This window comes from Dyella japonica, assembly GCF_040545895.1.
Lineage (GTDB): Bacteria > Pseudomonadota > Gammaproteobacteria > Xanthomonadales > Rhodanobacteraceae > Dyella > Dyella japonica_D.
The window spans coordinates 1,411,139-1,432,483 of sequence record NZ_JBEPMU010000001.1 but is presented as its reverse complement, the minus strand read 5'-3'; the positions used below and the strand labels follow the sequence as shown (position 1 = coordinate 1,432,483).

Sequence of the window (21,345 nt, the reverse complement as noted above, 5' to 3'; positions counted from 1 at the left end):
GATGTCCTTAGGCCCTCAAGCCTTCTGGGCGATCTGTTCGCCGGTCTTGCCGAAGCGGCGTTCGCGGCGTGCGTAATCGTCGATGGCGCTCTTGAGGCAAGCCTCGTCGAAATCGGGCCACAGGGTATCGGTAAAGTGCAGCTCCGCGTAGGCAAGCTGCCACAAAAGAAAGTTGCTGACGCGGTACTCGCCGCCGGTACGGATGAAAAGGTCCAGCGGCGGCAGGTCGGCCAGGCACATCCAGTGACCGAGCAGCTTCTCGTCGATGTCCTCTGCGCGCAGTTCGCCACGCGCCACCGCTTCGGCTGCCTTGCGCGCGGCCTGCACGATGTCCCAGCGGCCGCCGTAGCTCACCGCGATGTTCAGGTGCAGCGCATCGTTGCCCGCCGTACGCGCCATGGCGGCCATCATGCGCTGGCGCAAGCCGCTCTCGAAGCTGCCCAGGTCGCCGACGAAGCGAATGCGCACGCCGTTGCTGTGCAGTTCGTCGACTTCCTTGTCCAGCGCGCGCACGAACAATTCCATCAACGCGCCGACTTCGTCCTGCGGACGCTGCCAGTTCTCGCTGGAGAACGCGAACAGGGTGAGTACCTTGACGCCCTGGCGCAGGCAGTTTTCGACGGCGTTGCGCACGGCCTTGCGCCCGGCGTTGTGGCCGAAGGTGCGCGGCCGATGGCGCAGTTTCGCCCAGCGGCCGTTGCCATCCATCACGATGGCGATGTGGCGCGGTATCCGCGCAGGATCGGCGCTGGTCATTGGAGCGGCAGCGATGGCGCTCAGAGCGCCATCAGCTCCTCTTCCTTGTTCTTGACGACGCCGTCGACGTCCTTCACGAAGCGATCGGTGAGCTTCTGGATTTCGTCTTCCGCCTTGCGCTCATCGTCTTCCGTGATCAGCTTTTCCTTGAGCAGATCCTTGACCTGCTGCATGGCGTCGCGGCGCACGTTGCGGATGGCGATCTTGGCTTCCTCGCCTTCGTGCGCCACGTGCTTGGCCAGCTCGCGGCGACGCTCTTCGGTGAGCGGCGGCATGTTGAGGCGGATGGTGGTGCCAGCGGTGTTCGGCGTGATGCCGACGTCCGACGCCATGATGGCCTTTTCGATCGGCGCGACCAGGCTCTTTTCGAACGGCGTGATGATGATGGAGCGCGAATCACCCAGCGCAACCGTGGCGACCTGGTTCAGCGGCATGTCCGAACCGTAGTACGGCACCTTGATGCCGTCGACCAGCGCGGTGCTCGCGCGACCCGTACGCAGTCGCGTCAGGCTGTGCTTGAGCGAGTCGATGCTCTTGCCCATGCGGGTCTGGGCATCGTTCTTGATGTCATTAAGCATGGGAAACACCCCTCAAACCGTGCAAGCCCGCGAGTATAGCAGGGGGAGGAAAGCAGGAACGAAGGGAGGGGAGTGAGTAGTGAGAGTGCCTGCCGGACTCGCCCAGATTGACGGTCCTGGCGTTCTCACTCCTCAATTCTCTTCCTTCGCTTCTCGCTAGTCGCCCGACACCAGCGTGCCGATCGCTTCGCCATGCATGATGCGCATGAGGTTGCCCGGCACGGTCATGTCGTAGATGCGCAGCGGCATGCCGTGGTCGCGGCACAGCGCGATGGCGGCGGTGTCCATCACGGCCAGCTTGCGTTCGATCACCTGGTCGTAGGTGAGCGTGTCGTAGCGGGTGGCGTCCTTGTGACGGGCCGGATCGGCGGTGTACACGCCGTCAACCTTGGTGGCTTTCAGCAGCAGATCCGCGCCCACTTCCACGGCACGCAGCGCGGCGGCCGAGTCGGTGGTGAAGAACGGGTTGCCGGTGCCGGCCGCGAACAGCACGATGCGACCCTTCTCGATATGGCGGATCGCGCGGCGACGGATGAAGTCTTCCGAGACGTCGTGGATCTGGATGGCGCTCATCACGCGGGCAAAGCCGCCGCGGCGCTCGATGGCATCCTGCATGGCCAGTGCGTTCATCACGGTGGCCAGCATGCCCATGTGGTCGCCGGTGACGCGGTCCATGCCGGCAGCCGCAAGGCCGGCGCCGCGGAAGATGTTGCCGCCGCCGATGACCACGCCGATCTGGATGCCGGCCTTCTGGACTTCGATGATTTCATCGGCCAGGCGGCCGATCACCTTGGGGTCGATGCCGTAGTCGGCTTCACCCATCAAGGCTTCGCCGGAGAGTTTGAGCAGGATGCGGCGGTAATTAAGCGGTGCGCTCATGGGGTCTCCGGATTGTGTGGGGCAAAACGCGCGCATTGTAACGAGAGTGACGCGAACGGGTAAGGGTTGCGTGTCGTTACGGGGGTAAGAAAACCCAGTTCCATCGTGGGGTTGGCGATGGAGTCCGCCTGGACGGGCCCGCGCTGGGGAACGCGGGGCGGGGTGGCGGGCTTTCATAAAAAAAGAAGCCGCGGTTGCCCGCGGCTTCTTCGAGACTTCAGGGAAGCAAGGTTTTAGACCTGCATCGCCTTGGCCACTTCGGCCAGATAGTCTTCCTGCACCTTCTCGATGCCTTCGCCCACGGCCAGGCGCACCACGGCCACGACGTCAGCGCCTTCCTTCTTGAGGGCGTCGCCAACGGTGGTGTTGGTGTCCAGCACGTACGGCTGGCCGACCAGGGTCACTTCCGAGACGATCTTGTTGATCTTGCCGGAGATGATCTTTTCCAGGATGTCGGCCGGCTTGGCCTTGTCCTTGTCGGTCATCTGGCTCAGCGCGATTTCCTTCTCCTTCGCGATGAACTCGGCCGGCACGTGTTCCGGCTTGATGTGCGGCGGGTTCATGGCCGCCACGTGCATGGCGATGCCCTTGGCCAGCTCTTCCGAGCCGCCCTTGAGGGCCACGATCACGCCGATCTTGCCGCCGTGCGAGTAGGTGGCCAGCGGGCCGTCGTTCGCCATCTGGGCGACGCGGCGCACTTCGATCTTCTCGCCGATGGTGGCGGTCTGGGACTTGGCGGCGGCCTCGACGTTGTCGGCGCCCGGGAAGGCGGCGGCCTTGGCGGCGTCGATGTCGGTGGCGCCGGAAGCCAGCACGGCCTCGGCCACTTCGTTGGTGAACTGCACGAAGTTCGGTGCCTTGGCGACGAAGTCGGTCTCGCTGTTCACTTCGACCAGCACGGCCTTGCCGTTGGCCTGGGCGGTGGCGATGCGGCCTTCGGCGGCCACGCGGTCAGCCTTCTTGTCGGCCTTGGCCAGGCCGGTCTTGCGCAGGTACTCGATGGCGGCGTCGATGTCGCCGTTGTTCTCGACCAGCGCCTTCTTGCAATCCATCATGCCAGCGCCGGAGCGCTCGCGCAGTTCGCTAACCAGTTTTGCGGAAATGGCAGTCATCTGGGTTCCTCGAATATCTTTGATGCACCCCGGCCCGTGAAGGGCCGGGGCGGTAAGGCTTACTCGCCGTCCGACGAGGATTCGTCGGCGCGACCGCGGCCACCACGGCCACCATCACGACGCGGCGCGCCAGCGCCCTTCTTGGCCGGACCACGATTGTTGCGGTCGTCGCGGCGCGGGGCAGCCTTGCGCTCTTCCTTGGCAACCGGGTTGCCTTCCTCGTCGAGTTCGACGAACTCGTTGGCGTCGCCCTGGGCGGCGGCCGGCGCGGCGGCCTTGCCTTCCAGGATGGCGTCAGCGGCAGCGCGGGCGTACAGCTGGATGGCGCGGATGGCGTCGTCGTTGCCCGGGATGGCGTAATCGACCAGCTCCGGGTTGTAGTTGGTGTCGACCACGGCGATCACCGGGATGCCGAGCTTCTTGGCTTCCTGCACGGCGATGTCTTCATGACCGATGTCGATGATGAAGAGGGCGTCGGGCAGACGGTTCATGTCCTTGATGCCGCCCAGCGAGTTCTCGAGCTTGTCGCGCTCGCGGCGGCGAGCCAGCACTTCGTGCTTGACCAGGCGGTCGAACGAACCGTCGGTCTCGGCGGCTTCCAGTTCCTTCAGGCGGGCAACCGACTGCTTCACGGTGCGGAAGTTGGTCAGCATGCCACCCAGCCAGCGGGCGGTGACGAACGGCATGCCGGCGCGTGCGGCTTCTTCAGCCAACGGCTCACGGGCCGAGCGCTTGGTGCCGACGAACAGCACGGTGCCGCGCTTCTGGGCGATGGCCGACAGGAAGTTCATCGCGTCGGTGAAGAGCGGCAGCGTCTTCTCGAGGTTGATGATGTGGATCTTGCCGCGGGCGCCAAAGATGAACGGGGCCATCTTCGGGTTCCAGTAACGGGTCTGGTGACCGAAGTGCACGCCAGCTTCAAGCATCTGGCGCATGGTGACTTGTGCCATGGGTAAAACTCCAAATTGTTGGGCCGTCCCGATGAGGGAGGTGAGTGGCCCGGGGGTTGGGACCTCCACGCATCCCCGACTTCGACCCCGGCAGCCCGCTATGATTGGGAAGGCTGACCAAGGCACCCCGAAGACGGTGCCGATACGTGTGTGGCGTTTAAGTGTCCGATCAAGGACTTGTGGGGCTTGCACCGCAACGCGGTTACAATCTCCCTCGCTTTGCGACGACCGTGCGGACCGTTGAAAACGGACACCTCGGGTCAGCAAAACTTCGAAATTGTAGCCGGTGCGCCGGCGATGCGGCAAGTCGCTGGATTTTCAGCAGGTTTGCCGCCATGTGAGTAGAACTATGGCAGTCACTCTTAAAACCCCCGAAGACATCCAGGCCATGCGCGAGGCCGGCAAGCTGGCCGCCGAAGTGCTTGCCATGCTCAAGGAGCATGTGAAGCCCGGCGTGACCACCGAAGACCTCGACCGGCTGGCCTACGAGCACATCGTGAACGTGCAGAAGGCGATCCCGGCCAACGTGGGCTACAACGGCTTTCCCAAGACGTTGTGCACCTCGGTGAACCACGTGATCTGCCACGGCATTCCCACGCCGGGCAAGGTGCTGAAGGATGGCGACATCATCAATCTCGATGTCACCGTCATCAAGGACGGCTGGCACGGCGATACCAGCCGCATGTATTTCGTCGGCACCCCGTCGGTGCTGGCCAAGCGCCTGGTGGACACCACCTATGAAGCCATGATGCATGGCATCCAGGCGGTGCGCCCGGGCGCCACGCTGGGCGACATCGGCGCAGCGATCCAGAAGCACGCGGAAGCGGCCGGCTTCTCCGTGGTGCGCGAATACTGCGGTCACGGCATCGGCAAGGTGTATCACGACGAACCGCAGGTGCTGCATTACGGCCGTCCGAGCACGGGCCTGGAACTGAAGAAGGGCATGACCTTCACGGTCGAGCCGATGGTCAATGCGGGCAAGCCGCAGACCAAGCAGTTGCCGGATGGCTGGACGGTGGTGACGAAGGATCACTCGCTGTCGGCGCAGTGGGAGCACACCATTGCGGTGACGGATGATGGGTTTGAGATTTTGACGCCTTGGCCGGATGCGGCGTGAGGTTATCTTGCGATTTTGAAGGTTGAGGGAAGGTCGCTGCGGCGGCCTTTCTTTTGTTCGCCGTCCAGGCGCAGGCCTTTTTTGCTCGTCATTCCGGCGCAGGCCGGAATCCAGCGCCTCGGTGTTAGGTGGTTGCGATCACGTCTGATCGCGCTGTTGTGACGCTAACGCGACCTGGCCGCCTACGCGGCGGGCGTTTCGATCGGCTGCCGCCGCTCGAGTCACTTTTCTTTTGCTGGCCCAAAAGAAAAGTGACCCAAAGAAAATGGCCTTCAGAGCAAAGGCTCGCAGCATCGTGCTGGGATAAGCCCGAACGCTCGAGGATGGTTGTCGCGGGACACCCATGGGAGGCCACATAGCGAGCACTCCCAAGCGCTGCGCAACGCGCCCGAATCCCTGAGGACTTAAAGCGAGGCTCGCTTCGCATGGCTTGAGCAATGCGCTGCACACTGTATTTCGCCTTTCCCAGGGGCGCTGGCAGGCGTTGACGACTTTACGGGAGCGTTGCCGCCTAGCAGGTGGCGAAAGGTGGGTGCTTGTAGTGACATTGCAGCCGAGGCCTCTCCATAACGTTCGGGCTTTTGAGTTTTTTCAGTCCTCCACCGCAATTTGCCCTGCGCTCGACCCCCATGCGTGGCAGACTTGCTGCATCGCCACATGCGTCCTCTTCCATGCCTGTCGCCCCGATCGTGTTGCCTCCCTTGCCACGCCTGCGTGCGGCGGTGCCGCGTTCGGGTGTGTCGACGGATGCGCGGCGGGCGTTGCGGCAACTGCTGGGCGATGTGGATCGCGCCCTGGCCACGGCGTTTCGTGATGGTGCGGACGCCACGGCGCTGGCGCACCGGCGTAGCGAGTCGGTGCAACGCATCGTGGTGCATGTATGGACGGCTTGCCTCGGCGATGTGAGCGACGCGGCGTTGTTCGCCGTCGGTGGGTTCGGCCGCGGTTTGCTGTTTCCGCATTCGGACGTCGATCTGCTGGCGCTCGTTGGTCCTTCCGAGCCGGCGCGGCTGCGTGCGCTGGAGCAGTGCTTCGCCACGCTGTGGGACATCGGCCTGAAAGTGGGTCACGCCGTGCGTGATCTCGTGCAGTGCCGTGCGCTCGCCAGGCAGGATGCGAGCGTGTTCACCAGCCTGCTCGATGCGCGACGGCTGGTAGGCGATGCATCGATGGAAGAAGGGCTCAAGAGCATCGTCGACGATCCCGCGCTGTGGCCGCCCGCGGCATATCTCGCCGTGCGCCTCGCCGAGCGCGATGCGCGCCACGCGCGCTACAACGACACCGCTTACAACCTCGAACCCAATCTCAAGGATGGTCCGGGCGGCTTGCGCACGCTCGATGCGTTGCGCTGGCTGGGTCGTCGTCTCGCGCATGCGGACGACTTTGACGACATGGTCGAGGAAGGCCTGCTCGACCCTGCCGAAAAAGACACGCTGGAACAATCGGAAGCAACGCTGCGTCGTTATCGCTATGCCTTGCACCTGGAAGCGGGGCGCGCCGAAGAACGCCTGCTGTTCGACTACCAGCGCGCGCTCGCGGCACGACTCGGCTTTCAGGACGAACACGAGAAGAACCTCGGCGTCGAGCAGTTCATGCAGGGCTACTACCGCGCGGCGAGCCAGGTCGAGCGGCTTGGCGTGCAGATCGCCGAGCGCTTCGAGGAAATGCTGGAGCCGCCCGCCAATCCGCAGCCGGTTGGCGAGGACTTCGTGCGTTACGGCAAGCGCCTCGCCGTGCGCGATCCGGATCTCTTCATGCGCAGGCCGGCGTCGCTGGTCGAAGCTTTTATTGCGCGACTGGGTGAGCCGGGCATCACCGGTTTCACGGCGGAAACCATGCGCCGCATGCACCAGGCATCGGCGATGCTCGATCGCGCGCTGGCCGACGATCCGGACGTGCTCGCCGCTTTCCTGCGCCTGCTGAAGCTGGGTGCGCCGGCGGTGGAGGCGATGTGGCGCATGAATCGCCACGGACTGCTGGCGGCCATCCTTCCCGCGTTCGGCAAGGTGTTCGGCCGCATGCAGTACGACCTGTTCCATGTGTACACGGTCGATGAGCACACGCTGCGCGTGCTGCGCAACGTGGCGCGCTTTGGCGATGCGGATGCCGCGACTGATTTTCCCATCGCCTGCAAGATCTGGCCGACCTTGCCCAAGCCGGAGCTGTTGCTGCTGGCGGCGTTGTTCCACGACATTGCAAAGGGTCGCGGCGGCGATCATTCGGTATTGGGCGAGGAAGAAGCGCTCGCCTTCGGTCGGCGTCTCGGCCTGCCGGAAGAAGACACGCAACTGATCGCGTGGCTCGTGCGCTGGCATCTGCTGATGAGCACCACAGCGCAGCGGCAGGACATCACCGATCCGGACGTGGTGCATCGTTTCGCCGAGACGGTAAGCTCACCTGAGCGGCTGGACTACCTGTACCTGCTGACCATCGCCGACATCATCGGCACCAGCCCGAAGTTGTGGAACGGCTGGAAAGATCGCCTGCTTGCCGATCTCTACACTTCCACGCGCTATGCGTTGCGCAGTGAGGACGAATTGCCTTCCGACGCCGCTGCGCGCGTGCGCAGCTGTTGCGAGCAGGCGCTGGCGTTGCTGGAGCAGGAAGGCTTTTCCGTCGACCTGTGCCAGCGCGTGTGGCGCGGTTTTCCCGAATCGAGTTTCCTGCGCCATCGCCCGGAACAGATCGCGTGGCAGACCGCAGCCATCCTGCGCGCGAAGGGCGCCACGCCATTGGTGGAGGTGCATCCGAAGTCGGTGCGAGGCACGACGGAATTGTTCGTCTACGTGCCCGATCGGGACGGCTTGTTCGCGGCGGTCACCGCCATGCTCGACCGATTGCATCTTTCCGTGATGGAAGCGCGCATCCTCAGCTCGCCCACGGGCATGGCGCTCGATACGTTCCTCTTGCTCGAATCGGACACCCAGCAACCGGCGACGCCCGAGCGAGCCGAGGAGCTGAAGCAGCGCCTGCATCGCGCCTTGTCGCAGCCGGGACACGTGCACCAGCCGTCGCGCCGCAGCATGTCGCGGCATCTCAAGCACTTCCAGGCAGCGCCGAAGATTTCCTTCAGCACGGTCCATGGGCGCACGCGGCTGGCGCTGGTGTGCAGCGATCGACCAGGCCTGCTCGCGGCCGTGGCGCAGGGCATGATGGATGCGGGCGTGCGGGTACACGATGCGCGCATCGCCACCTTTGGCGAACGCGTGGAAGATTTCTTCCTCATCACCGATCGCCACGACGCGCCGCTCGGCATCGAATTGCAGGACCGCCTGTTGCATGCCCTGCTCGAACGCCTGGGGCCCGCGAAAGAAATGCGCGCCTGAGGCGGGCGTGGGGCCGTCGACTCGCGGTACACGCCTTTTCTTGTCAGAATCCCATGTCCCTTGCGGCGCCGTGTTGCCGCATCCTTCCGCTTCCCTTGCCGTGACCACCATGCAAACCATCGAAACCCTCATCAACGACGCCTTCGAACGCCGCAGCGAATTGACCCAGGCCGAGATCGACACGCATCTGCGCCCGGCCGTGGAGCAGGTGATCGACCTGCTGGAATCGGGCGAGCGCCGCGTCGCCGAGCCCGACGGCAACGGTGGCTGGACGGTGAACCAGTGGATCAAGAAAGCCGTGCTGCTGTATTTCCGCCTCAACGGCAATCGCGTGGTGGATGGCGGCCCGGCGATGGCGTTCGACAAGGTGCCGCTGCGCTTTGCCCACGGCAACGACCAGGAACTGGAAGGCCTGGGCGCGCGCGTGGTGCCGGGTGCGCTGGTGCGCCGCGGCGCGCACGTGGCGAAAGACGCTGTGCTGATGCCGAGCTATGTGAACATCGGCGCGTACGTCGGCGCCGGCACCATGGTCGACACCTGGGCCACCGTGGGTTCGTGCGCGCAGATCGGCGCGGGCGTGCATCTGTCGGGCGGCGTGGGCATTGGCGGCGTGCTCGAACCGCTGCAGGCCAACCCCACCATCATCGAAGACAATTGCTTCATCGGTGCGCGTTCGGAAGTGGTCGAAGGCGTGATCGTGGAGAAGGGCAGCGTGATCGGCATGGGCGTCTTCCTCGGCCAGTCCACGCGCATCTACAACCGTGCCACCGGCGAAGTCAGCTACGGTCGCGTGCCGGCGGGTAGCGTGGTGGTGGCGGGCAGCCTGCCGGCGAAGGACGGCTCGCACAGCTTGTATGCGGCCATCATCGTCAAGCAGGTCGACGAGAAGACGCGCAGCAAGACCGGCATCAACGAACTGCTGCGGAGCGCCGAATGAGCGCGACCCTGTACGGCCTCACCACCTGCGATACCTGCCGCAAGGCGCGCAACTGGCTTGATCGTTTCGAGGTGGGCTACACGTTCGTCGACTACCGCGCGAACCCTGTGCCGGCGACCACGCTGAAGAGCTGGGCGCAGCAACTCGGCGGCTGGGAAAAGCTGGTGAACAAATCCTCCACCACCTGGCGCACCTTGTTGCCGCAACGCAAGAACCCGGGCAGCGATCCGGAGTGGACGTTGTTGCTCAAGGAATACCCGGCGCTGGTGCGTCGCCCAGTGGTGGTGCAGGAAGATGGTTCCGTCAGCGTGGGTTTCACCGATAACGGTTTCAAGAAACTGTTCGGACGCTGAGGACCTCCCGGCCATGGTGGTGCGCCTCTCCCGAATAGTGTTGCTCGCGACCATCGCGCTCTGGCTGTCGCTGGTTGCCTTCGGCAACCTCACCGATTACGGCAGCAACTGGCCCTTTGTGCAGCACGTGCTGGCGATGGATACCATTTTCCCGGGTGCGGGCATCCACTATCGGGCGATCACTTTGCCATGGCTGCAACACCTGGCCTATGCACTGATCATCGCTACGGAAACGCTGGCGGCGGTGCTGTGCTGGCTGGGTGTGTGGCGTCTGTGGCGTGCGCGCAAGATGCCGGCGGCGTTGTTTCATCGCGCCAAGCGCATGAGCGTGCTCAGCCTCACGGTGGGCGTCATGCTCTGGTTGGGCGGCTTCATCGCCATTGGCGGCGAATGGTTTGGCATGTGGATGTCCACGCAGTGGAACGGTTTGGAGAGTGCGTTCCGTTTCGTGGTCGTGTTGCTGGCGGCGCTGCTCTATCTGGGGCAGCGCGACGGCGAGCTGGACGAATGAATCTTCGGGAGGCGTCGTGATGGAGCGTCGCGCACGGCACTATCTCAACAATCTTCGCATCGAACGCGACAACGCAGCGCTATACGAGCATCTGTCCGAACTCGCGTCCGACCAGCGCCTGCGGCGTGCCTACCGGCGCATTGCCGATGGCGAGCGAGCCAACGCCGGGTTCTGGGAAGAGCAGCTCACGCACATGGGTGTGCAGGCGCCGCCTGCCCGCATCGGTGCACGCGTGAAGGTGCTCACCTGGTTTGCGCGCCGCTTTGGCACCGAGTTCGTGATGCCGACGGTGGTGCGCCTGGAACACGCTGACCATCTGCCGACGCCGGTGGATCGCGAAGGGCATCGCAATCACTTCCTCGAGGCGCAGGCGCCCTCCGCGCCCAGCGGCCGGCATCGCACGCAGAGCGGCAACACGCTGCGCGCCGCCGTGCTGGGTGCCAACGACGGACTGGTTTCCAACGGCAGCCTGGTGATGGGTATGGCCGGCGCCGCTTCAGGCGACCACGCCATTCTGTTGGCCGGTTTCGCGGGCCTGGTGGCCGGCGCTTGTTCGATGGCGCTGGGCGAATGGCTGTCGGTGAACAGCTCGCGCGAGTTCTATCAGGCGCAGATCGCCGCGCGCGCCGAGCGCCTGGCCGTTTCGCCGGAGGACGGCAAGCGCAGTCTCGTCGGCATCTATCGCCAGAAGGGCATGGATGCGAAAACCGCTGACGAACTGGCCGCGCAGATTGCCGAACGTCCACGCACCGCCCTGGATACGCTGGTGCGCGAAGACCTCGGCATCGATCCCGACGAATTGGGGGGCTCCGCCTACGGCGCTGCCATTTCCTCGTTCTGCCTGTTCGCATTGGGCGCACTGTTTCCGGTGGCGCCCTACCTGTTCCTGCACGGCCACGCCGCTTTCGTCGCCAGCATTGCATCCACCATCGCCGGGTTGGTGTTGATTGGCATGGGCACTGCGCTGTTCACCGGACGCAGCATGGCGTTTTCCATCGCCCGTCAGCTGGCGATCACCGTCGCCGCTGCGGGTATCACGTACGTGGTGGGGCATGTGTTGGGAACGGCGTTGGCGGGATAAGAGCGCGCTGCGCATCGCATATTCATGGTTTGAGGCATGTCATGTCCAAAGTTCTCGATCTAGCCATTGACCTGATTCGCCGCCGCTCGGTGACGCCGGACGACGCCGGATGCCAGGCTTCCATTGGCGAACGCCTGGAGCGTGCGGGCTTCCAGGTCCAGCACCTGCGCTCTGGCGAGGTCGACAATCTCTGGGCCACGCATGGGCAGGGCGGTCCGCTGCTGGTGTTTCTCGGACATACCGACGTGGTGCCGTCGGGGCCGGCCGAGAGCTGGGCCAGCGATCCGTTCGAGCCGGTGATTCGCGATGGCCTTCTATACGGCCGTGGTGCGGCCGATATGAAAGGCTCGGTAGCCGCGATGGTGGTGGCGCTGGAGGCCTTTGTCGCGGCACATCCGGATCATCGCGGCCGCGTGGGATTGTTGCTGACCAGCGACGAGGAAGGACCGACCAACCTCGATGGCGTGCGTCGCGTGGCGGAGCATTTCCGCGCCACCGGCGAGCGCATCGACTGGTGCGTGGTGGGCGAGCCGTCATCGAAGGAAAAGCTGGGTGACCTGATTCGTGTCGGTCGGCGTGGTTCGCTGTCTGGCGCGTTGCATGTGCGCGGCATCCAGGGGCATGTGGCGTATCCGGAGAAGGCGCGCAATCCCATCCACGCGTTTGCGCCTGCGCTGGCGGAATTGGCGGCCGAACGTTGGGACGAGGGCAATCAGGATTTCCCGCCCACCTCGTTCCAGGTGTCGAACCTCAATGCGGGCACCGGCGCCAACAACGTCATTCCCGGCACGCTCACGGCGTTGATCAATTTCCGTTACAGCACCGCCAGCCGTGCCGAGGATCTGCGCAAGCGCACCGAGGCCATCCTCGACAAGCACGGCGTGGACTGGCAGATCGAATGGTCGCTGTCGGGCGAACCTTTCCTCACGCCACCGGGCGGCGCCGTGCGCGAGGCGGTGGTGTCGGTATGCCGCGAGCTTTGCGGTGTTTCGCCGGAAGAAAGCACGGGTGGCGGTACGTCGGACGGCCGCTTCATCGCGCCGTTGGGCGCGGAGGTGGTGGAGCTGGGTCCCGTCAATGCCACCATCCACAAGGTGGACGAATGCGTGTCAGTGGCTGATCTGGAAAAGCTGCCGTCGCTCTACGAAGCCGTTTGCGCTCGCTTGCTGGGCTGAACATCCATCGCACGTCGCCCTGAAAAAAAAGCCGCCTGAAAGGCGGCTTTTTTCTTTATGGCTTGGCGGGCACCAGCGTGAGGGTGTGCTGGTCGGGGCCTGGCAGCAGCGGCGTGGGTTTGCCGTTCACCCAATCCTCCTGGCCCGCGCCGTGATACGGCGAAAGCGGGTTGTCGCTCTGGCCGCCGGGCATGTGCAGGATGCTTTGCGCTTCATGGCCGGGCATCGCATCGAGTCGTTCCGAGGCACCAAAGCCCGGCGATACGACGCGCGGCATGTTGTGGTCGCCGGCCACCGGTTCGTCGGGCATGTCGAGGAAACGACCGAGGAAACCGGGCAGGGCGCGCGACAGCGGATGGCGGATGGCCGTGCGGTTGTACTCGCCCCAGGTGCGTGCGGCGAGGCCACCGGGTTGCTTGCCCAGCTCATCGGCCACGTCGTGCGCGGCGGCGTTGAGCAACGCGTTCCAGTTGTCGTACTTCGGATCGAGCAGGTTCATCGGGCGATCGCGCAGCAAGGTCCATACGGCCGCCTCGGCATCGACCAGGCCGGGCCAGGCGAAGTCGTCGTGCTTGGCCTTCACCTGCGCGACGAAGGGCGCGAGCACCTTCTCCTTCACCTTGTCGCGGAAGGCGCGCACGAGTCGGTAGTCGACACTGTCCGTCGAGGCGCGGCCCACCCATGCCGCGGTGAGCTGGCGCAGTTGTTCGAGGTCCGGATCGTGCGTGCCCGCGAGCGTGTCCTGCAGCAATCGTTGCCAGCGCGTGAGCAGCACGGCGCGGTTGTCCAATTGCACGTCGAGCATGTTGCCGGGCGTGAAGCTGTTGCGGGCGCGCAGATCGTCGCGGATCTGCTGCGCGCGTGCGCCAAGATCGTGGCCGCCGTTGCCGAGCAATTCGAGTTCGGCGCCGTCCACCGTGCGGTTGTTGGCGGTCCACAGGCGACCGTCCGCGGGATCTTCCACGCGCGGGTATTGCGAGGCTTCGGCGCAGCCCAGCCAGCCGGTGTCGGCGGCTGACCAGTCGGCCGGCAGCTGCGGATCAAAGCCCTTGCGTAGCGGAATGCAGGTGCCCGTGACCGTCCAGCCGATATGGCCGGCGCTGTCGCCCACCAGCAGGTTCTGCGGCGGCATGCCCATGCCCGGCGCCAGATCGAGCGCCGCGTGCGCGCTGTCGACGTGTTCCAGCTGCATCACGCCGAGGTTGTAACCCTTCGCACGATCGCCGATCCACGCCAGCGCCAGCGGCGTGCCGTCCACGTCCTTGTCCATGATCGGACCCCAGCGCGTGGCTTCCACTTTCAGCGTGTGGTCGGGAGCATCCTTGATGTGGATGACTTCGTCGTGCGTTTCGATGGCCGCCCAGCCTTCGGGCACCTTGTAGCGCGAGGCATCGTTCGGGTCACGCAACACGCGTACCCAATCCGTCCAGTCGCCGTAGCTGTTGGTGAAGCCCCAGGCCACCTGTCCATTCGAACCGACGACCAATGCAGGCGTGCCAGGCAGCGACACGCCGTTCGCATCGCGCTGGCCTCCCGGCGCGGACGCATCCGGATAACGCAGGCGCACGCGGAACCAGATGTTGGGCACGCGCAACGACAGGTGCATGTCGTTCGCCACGATGGCCGAACCCGATTCGGTGAGATTGCCCGCGACCGCGAAGCTGTTGCTGCCCGGTCGCGCCGCGTCGAGCGCCGGAAGCAGGGCAGCCGTAAGGGCGCTCTTGTCGCCAGGGATAGCCGGTGCGACCTTGTGCAGGTCGAACGTCTCCGCGTCCGGGATCACCGGCGGACGCGAAAGATCGCCTTGCAGCGGCGCCTCCCAATCCGGATCGGGCGAGAGCAGGAAGTCGGCTACCGGCGCAGGCAGCGCCGAGCGCAGTTCGGCCATGTGCAGCTCGCGATCGTTGCGGCCGTCGCCGTTGAGATCCAGGTACATCGCCGCGATCACCAGGAAAGTATCTTCCGCTTTCCAAGGCTGCGGCTTCGTGTTGAGCAGCAGATATTCCCATGGCTTCACGTGCAGGTGTGCGAGGCCGGCGTTGACGCCTGCCGCGTAAAGGTCGAGCGTGCGCTTCTGCTCCGGTGTCAGCGCCGCATAGGCTGCCTGGGCCACGCTGCGCAGGCGATGGCGACGATGGTTGATGTCGGTATCCAGCGCTTTGGCGCCCACCAGTTCGCAGAGTTCGCCCGCAGGCAGGCGACGCATCAGATCCATCGCGAAGAAGCGCTCCTGTGCATGCACATAGCCCATCGCGTAGGTGACGTCATCGCGGCTCTTGCCCTGCAGCGTGGTGGTGCCGAGCGCATCGCGGGTGATGGCGACCGCATCGCCGAGGCCGTTGAGCGTCACCTCGCCGTCGAGTTGCGCGCGGCTGCCTGCCAGCAGGAACCAGCCGGTGGCGAAGACGCCCAGCAGCAGGATCAGCAAGGTTCCAAGCAGATAGCGAAGCCAGCGGAAACGTCGGGGTTGATTCATGGCGCGAGTGGCTCGATCCGATAAGCGTTGGAAGAAAACCGCCAGCGTGCGCGGTCAAGGCGTGGTCTGCGAGAACACCGCGAAAATGCCGGCATACGGCTTTACCATGAACGTGGGCGCGCCGGCGTAGCCTTCGCCGTCCACGTAGAACTGGGAGATGGTGCCGTCCAGGTAGAGCGCATCGCGGCAACCGAGCTCTTCCTTGAACAGCCGCGCGAAGGTATGGAAATTCACCGGCGCCTCGCTCACCGCGAACACGACGTGGTGCGGCGTCTTCGCGCATACGCCGCTGCGCCACTTGAGGCTGTTGGAGTCGTCGATGAACTGGTCGTTGAGCTTGCCGTCGATCACCAGCATGGGGCCCGACTGGCTGGCCCATTGCGTGGGCTTGCCGGCCGCCTTGAATGCCGTGCTGGTCTGCACGGCGGCGTGGCCATCCGGATAGATGGCGAACACGCCATTGGGCAGCAGCGAGAAGTTGCCCGAGGCCGGGTTGCCATGCGACAGGTTCAACGGCACCGTCGTCTTGCCGTTTTCCACGTACAGGCCCAGCGGCGCGAACTGGCGGTCGTAGATGCCCGCGTTCGCGGCGAACAGCATGCGGCGGTTATGCGTCATGCCCCATTGGCGCAAGGCGTTGATGGTGCCGAAGGCTTCGCCGCTTTCCGGGTCCTTCCAGTGCAGGCTCAGCGTCTCGCGTTTCAGGTCGATGCTGACCACGCGGAAATTCTGGTTGTCGAACACCTGTTCCTTGCTGGAGACGGCCTGCGCCTGGCGGTCGCAGCCGGCCACCAGCGCCAGTGCCAGCAGCAGCCAGCACAGCGAGAGGCGCAGACGGGACGATGGGCGGTCTGAAGCGATGGACATGCCACGATGGTCGCCGCCCAGGCCGGGCTGGCGCAAGTCCGCCGAGACGTATGGCGAATGGTCCCCTCCGCCTATACTGGCTGCTTTCCTCCTCGACCCGCAGCGTACCGATGCCTTACACCCCCATCGTCGCGACCCTTGGCTATGTGCTGTCGCCGGATCGTCGGCAAGTCCTCATGATCCACCGCAACTCGCGGCCCGACGATATGCACCTGGGCAAGTACAACGGCCTGGGCGGCAAGATGGAGCCCGGCGAAGACATCGCCGCGTGCATGCGCCGCGAAATACTCGAAGAGGCCGGGATCACCTGCGAGTCGATATCGCTGCGCGGCACCCTCAACTGGCCGGGCTTCGGCAAGCAGGGCGAAGACTGGCTCGGCTTCATCTTCGTCATCGATCGCTTCAGCGGCACCCCGATGGAGTCCAACCCCGAAGGCACGCTTGAATGGGTGCCGGTGGACCGCCTGATGGACCTGCCGATGTGGGAAGGCGACCGCCATTTCCTGCCGCTGGTGTTCGACGACGACCCGCGCCCCTTCCATGGCGTGATGCCGTACAAGGATGGCCGCATGCAGTCCTGGTCGTACTCGCGACTGTGAGTGACGAGCAGGTCATCGGCATCGTCGCCGCGGTCATTCGCGATGTGCAGGGCAGGGTGCTGATGGTGCGCAAGCGTGGCGCCACGGTATGGCAACAACCAGGCGGCAAGCGCGACGCGGATGATCTCAACGATCTGCATACCATCGCCCGCGAACTGCACGAAGAACTTGGCTGCACGATGCACGAGAAAGGCGCGCGATGGATCGGCCGCTTCAGCGCGCCGGCGGCGAACGAGCCGGGGCATGTGGTCGAGGCCGAGGTCTATGAGGTGAAAGCTGATGGGCCGTTTGAGGCGCAGGCAGAAATCGAGGGTGTGTGCTGGATCGATCCGGCCGCGCTTGGAGACATGCCGATTGCGCGTCTGAGTCGCGAGTTTATTTTGCCGGCCGTTGCGGCGACGCCTGTTGTGATGCATCCGCAAGATTGACCCCTCTCCACCGTAAAGGTGGCAATGCCCCAACCCTCTCCCGCAAGGGGAGAGGGAGAAGTGCAGTACCCCGCGTGTGATCTTGAGGAGCAACGTTGCGCAAAGGCCGATGCGAAGCGAGGCTCCGTTTTAAGTCCTCTGCGATTTGGGTGCGTTGCGCAGCGCTTCGGAGTGCCCGCTGTGCGGCCTCCCATGGGTGTCCCGCGACAACCATCCTCGAGCGTTCGGGCTCATTCCAGCACAATGCTGCGAGCTCTTGAGGCCATTTTCTTTGGGTTACTTTCGACGCGAAGCTAGTCCCGTGGGATCTTTTGGGCCAGCAAAAGAAAAGTGACTCGAGCGGCGGCAGCCGATCGAAACGCCCGCCGCGTAGGCGGCACCCTGGCTATAACGCGACAACCAAGTGCAAAGTCACTGGATGACCAGCCTTCGGCTGTTGAAAAGCGCCTCCTGCTTTCGCAGGAATGACGAGCTAAGCGGACCGCGTCCGGATGACGAGCAGACACCCCCTCGAGAGCACCATCACCCTCACCCTCACCCTCACCCTCACCCCATCCGCCTCACCGCCACCACCGCATTCAACCCCCCGAACGCAAACGAATTGCTGATCGCCGCATCAACCTTCCGCTCGCGCGCCACATTCGGCACGTAGTCCAGGTCACACGCCGGATCGGGTTCGAGATAGTTGATGGTCGGCGGCACGATGCCATCGTGAATCGCGCCAATGGCGCCAATGAGTTCCAGCGCACCGCCCGCACCCAGCGCATGGCCGTGCATGGACTTGGTCGAGGAAATCACCATCTCGCGTGCATGCGCGCCGAACACGCGATGGATGGCGCGCGTCTCGGTGCTGTCGTTGGCCACCGTGCCGGTGCCGTGTGCGTTGACGTAATCCACGTCTTCCGGCGACAGGCCTCCATCGCGCAGCGCCATGCTCATGGCGGCGGCAGCGCCGATGTCGGACGGTGCGGCGATGTCGCCCGCATCCGAACTCATGCCGGTGCCCACGAGCTCGCAGATGATCTCGGCACCACGCTTCTGCGCCGATTCCAGTGTTTCGATCACGTACATCGCCGCGCCTTCGCCCAGCACCAGGCCGCGACGGCCCTTGCTGAAGGGGCGGCAGGTGTCGGGCGCGAGTACGCGCATGGCTTCCCACGCGCGCAGCGTGCCCAGCGTGACGCACGCTTCGGTGCCACCGACCACGGCCGCATCGACCATGCCCGAGCGGATCATCATGGCGGCCTGAGCGAACGCGTGGTTGGACGACGCACATGCACTGGCCACCACGAACGCGGGGCCGGTGATGCCGTGCACCATGCTCACCTGGCTGGCGGGCGCGTTCATCATCATGCGCACGATGCTGAGCGGGTGAAAGCGGCCCTGGTGTTCACCGTACAGACGCTCGTAGAGATCGTCGCGGGTGGTTTCGCCGCCGGCGCCGGTGCCGATGACCACCGCTGTGCGCGCGCCCACCTCGCCCTTGAAATCGATGCCCGACTGACGAATGGCCTCGTGCGCCGCGATGAGCGCGTACTCGCTGAAGATATCGAGCAGGGCGCGACGGCTTTCATCGAAATACTTGGCCGGGTCGTAGTCCGGCACTTCGGCCGCGATGCCGCCGTTGCGCAGCTGGCCCGGGTCGATGTGGTGGATGGGGCCGATGCCGGATCGACCCTCGGTCATCGCCTTCCACACGGAAGGTGCATCGTGGCCGAGCGCGCAGATCGCGCCCATGCCGGTAATCACGATACGGCGCATGGATTATTCGCTGGTCTTCTGGGCGAGCTGGCGCTCGATGGCTTCCACAAGCTGGCCGACGGTGCCGCCGTCGAAGTCGGTGTCTTCGTTGGGCAGGTTGATGTTGAAGTGTTCCTCGATGTCGAAGATCACTTCGATGGCATCCAGTGAAGCGATGCCCAGATCCTTCAGGGTGGACTCCGGCTTGATCGTGTCGAGCTCGATCTTGGCCTGCTTGGCGATGATGTCGAAGGTTTCCTGCTGAACGTTGCTCATGTGTGGTTTCCTGGGTTCCACGGCGCCGGGTCACGCGGCATCCCCCGGGATGCCGTTTCTCAAGCCTGACGAACCGTCAGGACAAAGTCCAGAATGCCGCCGTATCGAGGAGTTGGCGTGATGCTCCGCCTGTCGCCTTTCAGCAGCCTTATCACCGGCAAAAAGCCCTGGGGTTGTGTCCGGGCGAGGCAGGGAGTCGTATCCTATGGCCTTGTGACTCGTGGGCCTGTCGCGTGCAGTACCTCAATCAGCTCGAGCCGGACGCACTGGTGGCCCGGTTCGCCGAATATCCCCCCATCGATTTCAGTGTGATGCAGGTCGCGGAAACGCCGGCCTTCGTCGCGCCGTTCGACCTGCTCACCACGGCCGATGACGACGCGCGCGCCAAGGTGATGGGCGCGCCCGGCTACCGCTGGTGGGGGCGCCTGCTGCGCTGGCGCACGGCCTTCGTGGGCACCACGGTGTCTGAGTACGCGCTGTTTCCTCGCCATGCCCAGCCCGATGCGCTGGCCAGGGCCCTGCGCGACCAGTTGGGCCGCCGCCAGCGATTGATGGTGGTGAAGGACATCCCGCAGGCCTCGCCACTGTTCGACGACGCAACGGGCGAATGGTGCCGGCGTTTTGCGGATGCCTGCGATGCGGCCGGTTTCCTGTTGCTGGAAGGGCAGGCGCTGGCGTATGTGACCATCGATTTCCAGAACGAGGACGAATACCTCGCGCGATTGTCCTCTGGCCGCCGGAAGGACATTCGCCGCAAGCTGCGCAAGCGCGATGAGACAACGGTGACGCCGGTACGCTGCGGCGACGCCGTGTTCAACGACGATGCGGTGGTCAATGCGTATTACGCGCTTTACGAGAACGTCTACGCGCAGAGCGAGATTCACTTCGACAAGTTGAGTCGCGATTTTTTCGCGGCCGTGCTGCGCGATGCCACGAACGGCGGCGTGGTGTTCGTCTATCGCCACCAGGAAGCCATGATCGGCTGGAACCTGTGTTTCGTGGTCGGTGGCAAGCTGATCGACAAGTACGTGGGTTTTGCCTATCCGCAGGCGCGCGAGCAGAACCTGTACTTCACCAGTTGGTTCCACAACCTGGCGTTTGCGCGCGAGCACAACCTGACTCACTACGTGGCCGGTTGGACCGATCCGCAGGTCAAGGCGTATCTGGGTGCACAATTCACCCTGACGCGGCACGCGATCTACCTGCGCAATCCGCTGCTGCGCATGGCCGCGCGCAAGCTCGGCAGATTCTTCGAGAGCGATAGCCAATGGGCGGCGCATGAACCGGCGTGAACCACTGATCCTGGATTTCGACAGCTCGATCGGCGAGATTCCGGGCGCGACCACGCTCGCGCTCACCGACTGGCAGGAGGCCATTCGCTTCGGCTGCACGCTGCGCACGTTCAACCGCCTGCGCAACTATCTCGACACGCGGCTGCCGGAAAAATACGGCACCGTGCTGATGGGGTCGGGCGACTACCACCATCTCACCTGGCCGCTGGTGCAGCGCCAGCGTGCGCGCGGTCCGTTCCAGGTGGTGGTGTTCGACAACCATCCGGACAACATGCGTTTTCCGTGGGGCATCCATTGCGGCTCGTGGGTGCGTCGCGTGGCGATGCTGCCGTTCGTCACGCACGTGCATGTGGTGGGCATCACCTCGGGCGATATCGGCGCCAGGCATGCCTGGGAGAACTACCTGCGCCCCTTGCAGGCCGGCAAGCTCACCTACTGGTGCATGGACGTGAACGTGGATTGGGCGGCGAAACTCGGTCTCGCCGACGCCTTCCGGCGCTTCAATGATCCGGACGAACTCACCTGCGCCTTCGTGCAGCAGTTGAAGCAGGCGCCGCAGCCGACTTACCTGTCCATCGACAAGGACGCTTTCAGCGTCGATACCGCGCGCACCAACTGGGACCAGGGGCGGCTGGAGGAACAGCACGCCATGGCGATCATCGAAGCGCTGCGCGGGCGCATCGTGGCGAGCGACATCAACGGCGAAGTCTCCGCCTACCAGTACCGCACCTGGTGGAAGCGCATGCTCAGCGGCATGGACGGACAGGAGCCCGTGCCGCAGAGCGAACTGGACGCATGGCAGGCACAACAGCGCGCGTTCAACGTCCGCCTGCTTGCGGCCATCGCCGAAAGCAGCACGTAAACCGGCGCGGCGACCATCACCGCGTCGTTC

The 21,345-nt window shown here is 64.6% G+C and carries 20 protein-coding genes; 11 read left to right on the top strand and 9 right to left on the bottom strand.

The window, feature by feature from the left end; genetic code table 11:
- Positions 1–15: 15 nt before the first annotated feature.
- From uppS to rpsB, 5 genes are all read right to left on the bottom strand, one after another.
- A complete protein-coding gene (gene uppS, locus ABIC75_RS06350) occupies positions 16–756 on the bottom strand; it encodes a polyprenyl diphosphate synthase (protein ID WP_354012988.1) in 741 nt (246 codons plus the stop codon).
- Between the two features lie 20 nt (positions 757–776).
- Entirely contained in the window at positions 777–1,334 is a 558-nt protein-coding gene (gene frr, locus ABIC75_RS06345) for a ribosome recycling factor (RefSeq protein WP_354012987.1), read from the bottom strand.
- Positions 1,335–1,490: 156 nt separating this feature from the next.
- The gene (gene pyrH / locus ABIC75_RS06340; RefSeq protein WP_354012986.1) at positions 1,491–2,213 is read right to left on the bottom strand and encodes a UMP kinase; all 723 of its coding nucleotides are present in this window, start codon (positions 2,211–2,213) and stop codon (positions 1,491–1,493) included.
- A 233-nt stretch (positions 2,214–2,446) separates the two neighbouring features.
- Entirely contained in the window at positions 2,447–3,325 is an 879-nt protein-coding gene (gene tsf / locus ABIC75_RS06335) for a translation elongation factor Ts (RefSeq protein ID WP_354012985.1), read from the bottom strand.
- Between the two features lie 59 nt (positions 3,326–3,384).
- Positions 3,385–4,275, bottom strand: coding sequence for a 30S ribosomal protein S2 (gene rpsB / locus ABIC75_RS06330; protein ID WP_354012984.1), 891 nt, complete (start codon positions 4,273–4,275; stop codon positions 3,385–3,387).
- Between the two features lie 349 nt (positions 4,276–4,624).
- On the opposite strand from rpsB, the gene map reads away from it, so the two are divergent.
- The 7 genes from map to dapE all read left to right on the top strand — a co-directional run bounded on the left by map (position 4,625) and on the right by dapE (position 12,775).
- Positions 4,625–5,392, top strand: a complete 768-nt coding sequence (gene map, locus ABIC75_RS06325) for a type I methionyl aminopeptidase (protein WP_354012983.1) — start codon at positions 4,625–4,627, stop codon at positions 5,390–5,392.
- A gap of 671 nt (positions 5,393–6,063) precedes the next feature.
- Entirely contained in the window at positions 6,064–8,718 is a 2,655-nt protein-coding gene (glnD, locus tag ABIC75_RS06320; protein ID WP_354012982.1) for a [protein-PII] uridylyltransferase, read from the top strand.
- A 109-nt stretch (positions 8,719–8,827) separates the two neighbouring features.
- Positions 8,828–9,655 carry a 2,3,4,5-tetrahydropyridine-2,6-dicarboxylate N-succinyltransferase gene (gene dapD / locus ABIC75_RS06315; RefSeq protein WP_436407876.1) on the top strand — a complete coding sequence of 276 codons (828 nt, stop codon included), beginning with the start codon at positions 8,828–8,830 and terminating at the stop codon, positions 9,653–9,655.
- The gene (locus ABIC75_RS06310) at positions 9,652–10,008 is read left to right on the top strand and encodes a Spx/MgsR family RNA polymerase-binding regulatory protein (protein ID WP_354012980.1); all 357 of its coding nucleotides are present in this window, start codon (positions 9,652–9,654) and stop codon (positions 10,006–10,008) included. Before dapD ends, ABIC75_RS06310 begins: the two co-directional genes overlap by 4 nt.
- Before the next feature lie 13 nt (positions 10,009–10,021).
- Positions 10,022–10,519 (top strand): DUF2165 family protein, encoded by a 498-nt coding sequence (locus ABIC75_RS06305; protein WP_354012979.1) that lies wholly within the window; start codon positions 10,022–10,024, stop codon positions 10,517–10,519.
- Positions 10,520–10,538: 19 nt separating this feature from the next.
- Positions 10,539–11,600, top strand: coding sequence for a VIT1/CCC1 transporter family protein (locus ABIC75_RS06300; RefSeq protein WP_354013080.1), 1,062 nt, complete (start codon positions 10,539–10,541; stop codon positions 11,598–11,600).
- Positions 11,601–11,641: 41 nt separating this feature from the next.
- Positions 11,642–12,775 (top strand): succinyl-diaminopimelate desuccinylase, encoded by a 1,134-nt coding sequence (gene dapE, locus ABIC75_RS06295; RefSeq protein ID WP_354012978.1) that lies wholly within the window; start codon positions 11,642–11,644, stop codon positions 12,773–12,775.
- A 55-nt stretch (positions 12,776–12,830) separates the two neighbouring features.
- Here dapE and ABIC75_RS06290 read toward each other — a convergent pair whose 3' ends face one another.
- A complete protein-coding gene (locus tag ABIC75_RS06290; RefSeq protein ID WP_354012977.1) occupies positions 12,831–15,251 on the bottom strand; it encodes a penicillin acylase family protein in 2,421 nt (806 codons plus the stop codon).
- 54 nt (positions 15,252–15,305) lie between these two features.
- Positions 15,306–16,118 (bottom strand): phosphodiester glycosidase family protein, encoded by an 813-nt coding sequence (locus ABIC75_RS06285; protein ID WP_354012976.1) that lies wholly within the window; start codon positions 16,116–16,118, stop codon positions 15,306–15,308.
- Positions 16,119–16,228: 110 nt separating this feature from the next.
- On the opposite strand from ABIC75_RS06285, the gene ABIC75_RS06280 reads away from it, so the two are divergent.
- Both ABIC75_RS06280 and ABIC75_RS06275 read left to right on the top strand, forming a co-directional pair.
- A complete protein-coding gene (locus ABIC75_RS06280) occupies positions 16,229–16,717 on the top strand; it encodes an NUDIX hydrolase (protein WP_354012975.1) in 489 nt (162 codons plus the stop codon).
- Positions 16,714–17,145 carry an NUDIX hydrolase gene (locus tag ABIC75_RS06275; protein WP_354012974.1) on the top strand — a complete coding sequence of 144 codons (432 nt, stop codon included), beginning with the start codon at positions 16,714–16,716 and terminating at the stop codon, positions 17,143–17,145. The genes ABIC75_RS06280 and ABIC75_RS06275 overlap by 4 nt, the downstream gene beginning before the upstream one ends.
- 546 nt (positions 17,146–17,691) lie before the next feature.
- Here the strand turns inward: ABIC75_RS06275 and ABIC75_RS06270 are convergent.
- On the bottom strand, positions 17,692–18,906 hold the full coding sequence (locus ABIC75_RS06270) for a beta-ketoacyl-[acyl-carrier-protein] synthase family protein (RefSeq protein WP_354012973.1): 1,215 nt from the start codon (positions 18,904–18,906) through the stop codon (positions 17,692–17,694).
- A gap of 3 nt (positions 18,907–18,909) precedes the next feature.
- Positions 18,910–19,161: an acyl carrier protein gene (locus ABIC75_RS06265; protein ID WP_046971921.1), complete on the bottom strand. Its 252-nt coding sequence runs from the start codon at positions 19,159–19,161 to the stop codon at positions 18,910–18,912.
- A gap of 233 nt (positions 19,162–19,394) precedes the next feature.
- Here ABIC75_RS06265 and ABIC75_RS06260 point away from each other — a divergent pair, with 233 nt between their 5' ends.
- Positions 19,395–20,453 carry a peptidogalycan biosysnthesis protein gene (locus tag ABIC75_RS06260; RefSeq protein WP_354012972.1) on the top strand — a complete coding sequence of 353 codons (1,059 nt, stop codon included), beginning with the start codon at positions 19,395–19,397 and terminating at the stop codon, positions 20,451–20,453.
- Positions 20,440–21,315 (top strand): arginase family protein, encoded by an 876-nt coding sequence (locus ABIC75_RS06255; RefSeq protein WP_354012971.1) that lies wholly within the window; start codon positions 20,440–20,442, stop codon positions 21,313–21,315. Before ABIC75_RS06260 ends, ABIC75_RS06255 begins: the two co-directional genes overlap by 14 nt.
- Positions 21,316–21,345 lie beyond the last annotated feature (30 nt).

Bases quoted from the DNA above. Each gene is read 5' to 3' on its own strand.
- ABIC75_RS06255 (WP_354012971.1), top strand. From the start codon at position 20,440: ATGAACCGGCGTGAACCACTGATCCTGGATTTCGACAGCTCGATCGGC.
- ABIC75_RS06280 (WP_354012975.1), top strand. From the start codon at position 16,229: ATGCCTTACACCCCCATCGTCGCGACCCTTGGCTATGTGCTGTCGCCG.
- ABIC75_RS06265 (WP_046971921.1), bottom strand. From the start codon at position 19,161: ATGAGCAACGTTCAGCAGGAAACCTTCGACATCATCGCCAAGCAGGCC.
- dapD (WP_436407876.1), top strand. From the start codon at position 8,828: ATGCAAACCATCGAAACCCTCATCAACGACGCCTTCGAACGCCGCAGC.
- tsf (WP_354012985.1), bottom strand. From the start codon at position 3,325: ATGACTGCCATTTCCGCAAAACTGGTTAGCGAACTGCGCGAGCGCTCC.
- ABIC75_RS06300 (WP_354013080.1), top strand. From the start codon at position 10,539: ATGGAGCGTCGCGCACGGCACTATCTCAACAATCTTCGCATCGAACGC.
- pyrH (WP_354012986.1), bottom strand. From the start codon at position 2,213: ATGAGCGCACCGCTTAATTACCGCCGCATCCTGCTCAAACTCTCCGGC.
- ABIC75_RS06290 (WP_354012977.1), bottom strand. From the start codon at position 15,251: ATGAATCAACCCCGACGTTTCCGCTGGCTTCGCTATCTGCTTGGAACC.
- map (WP_354012983.1), top strand. From the start codon at position 4,625: ATGGCAGTCACTCTTAAAACCCCCGAAGACATCCAGGCCATGCGCGAG.
- rpsB (WP_354012984.1), bottom strand. From the start codon at position 4,275: ATGGCACAAGTCACCATGCGCCAGATGCTTGAAGCTGGCGTGCACTTC.
- ABIC75_RS06305 (WP_354012979.1), top strand. From the start codon at position 10,022: ATGGTGGTGCGCCTCTCCCGAATAGTGTTGCTCGCGACCATCGCGCTC.
- frr (WP_354012987.1), bottom strand. From the start codon at position 1,334: ATGCTTAATGACATCAAGAACGATGCCCAGACCCGCATGGGCAAGAGC.
- uppS (WP_354012988.1), bottom strand. From the start codon at position 756: ATGACCAGCGCCGATCCTGCGCGGATACCGCGCCACATCGCCATCGTG.
- dapE (WP_354012978.1), top strand. From the start codon at position 11,642: ATGTCCAAAGTTCTCGATCTAGCCATTGACCTGATTCGCCGCCGCTCG.
- ABIC75_RS06285 (WP_354012976.1), bottom strand. From the start codon at position 16,118: ATGTCCATCGCTTCAGACCGCCCATCGTCCCGTCTGCGCCTCTCGCTG.
- ABIC75_RS06270 (WP_354012973.1), bottom strand. From the start codon at position 18,906: ATGCGCCGTATCGTGATTACCGGCATGGGCGCGATCTGCGCGCTCGGC.
- glnD (WP_354012982.1), top strand. From the start codon at position 6,064: ATGCCTGTCGCCCCGATCGTGTTGCCTCCCTTGCCACGCCTGCGTGCG.
- ABIC75_RS06310 (WP_354012980.1), top strand. From the start codon at position 9,652: ATGAGCGCGACCCTGTACGGCCTCACCACCTGCGATACCTGCCGCAAG.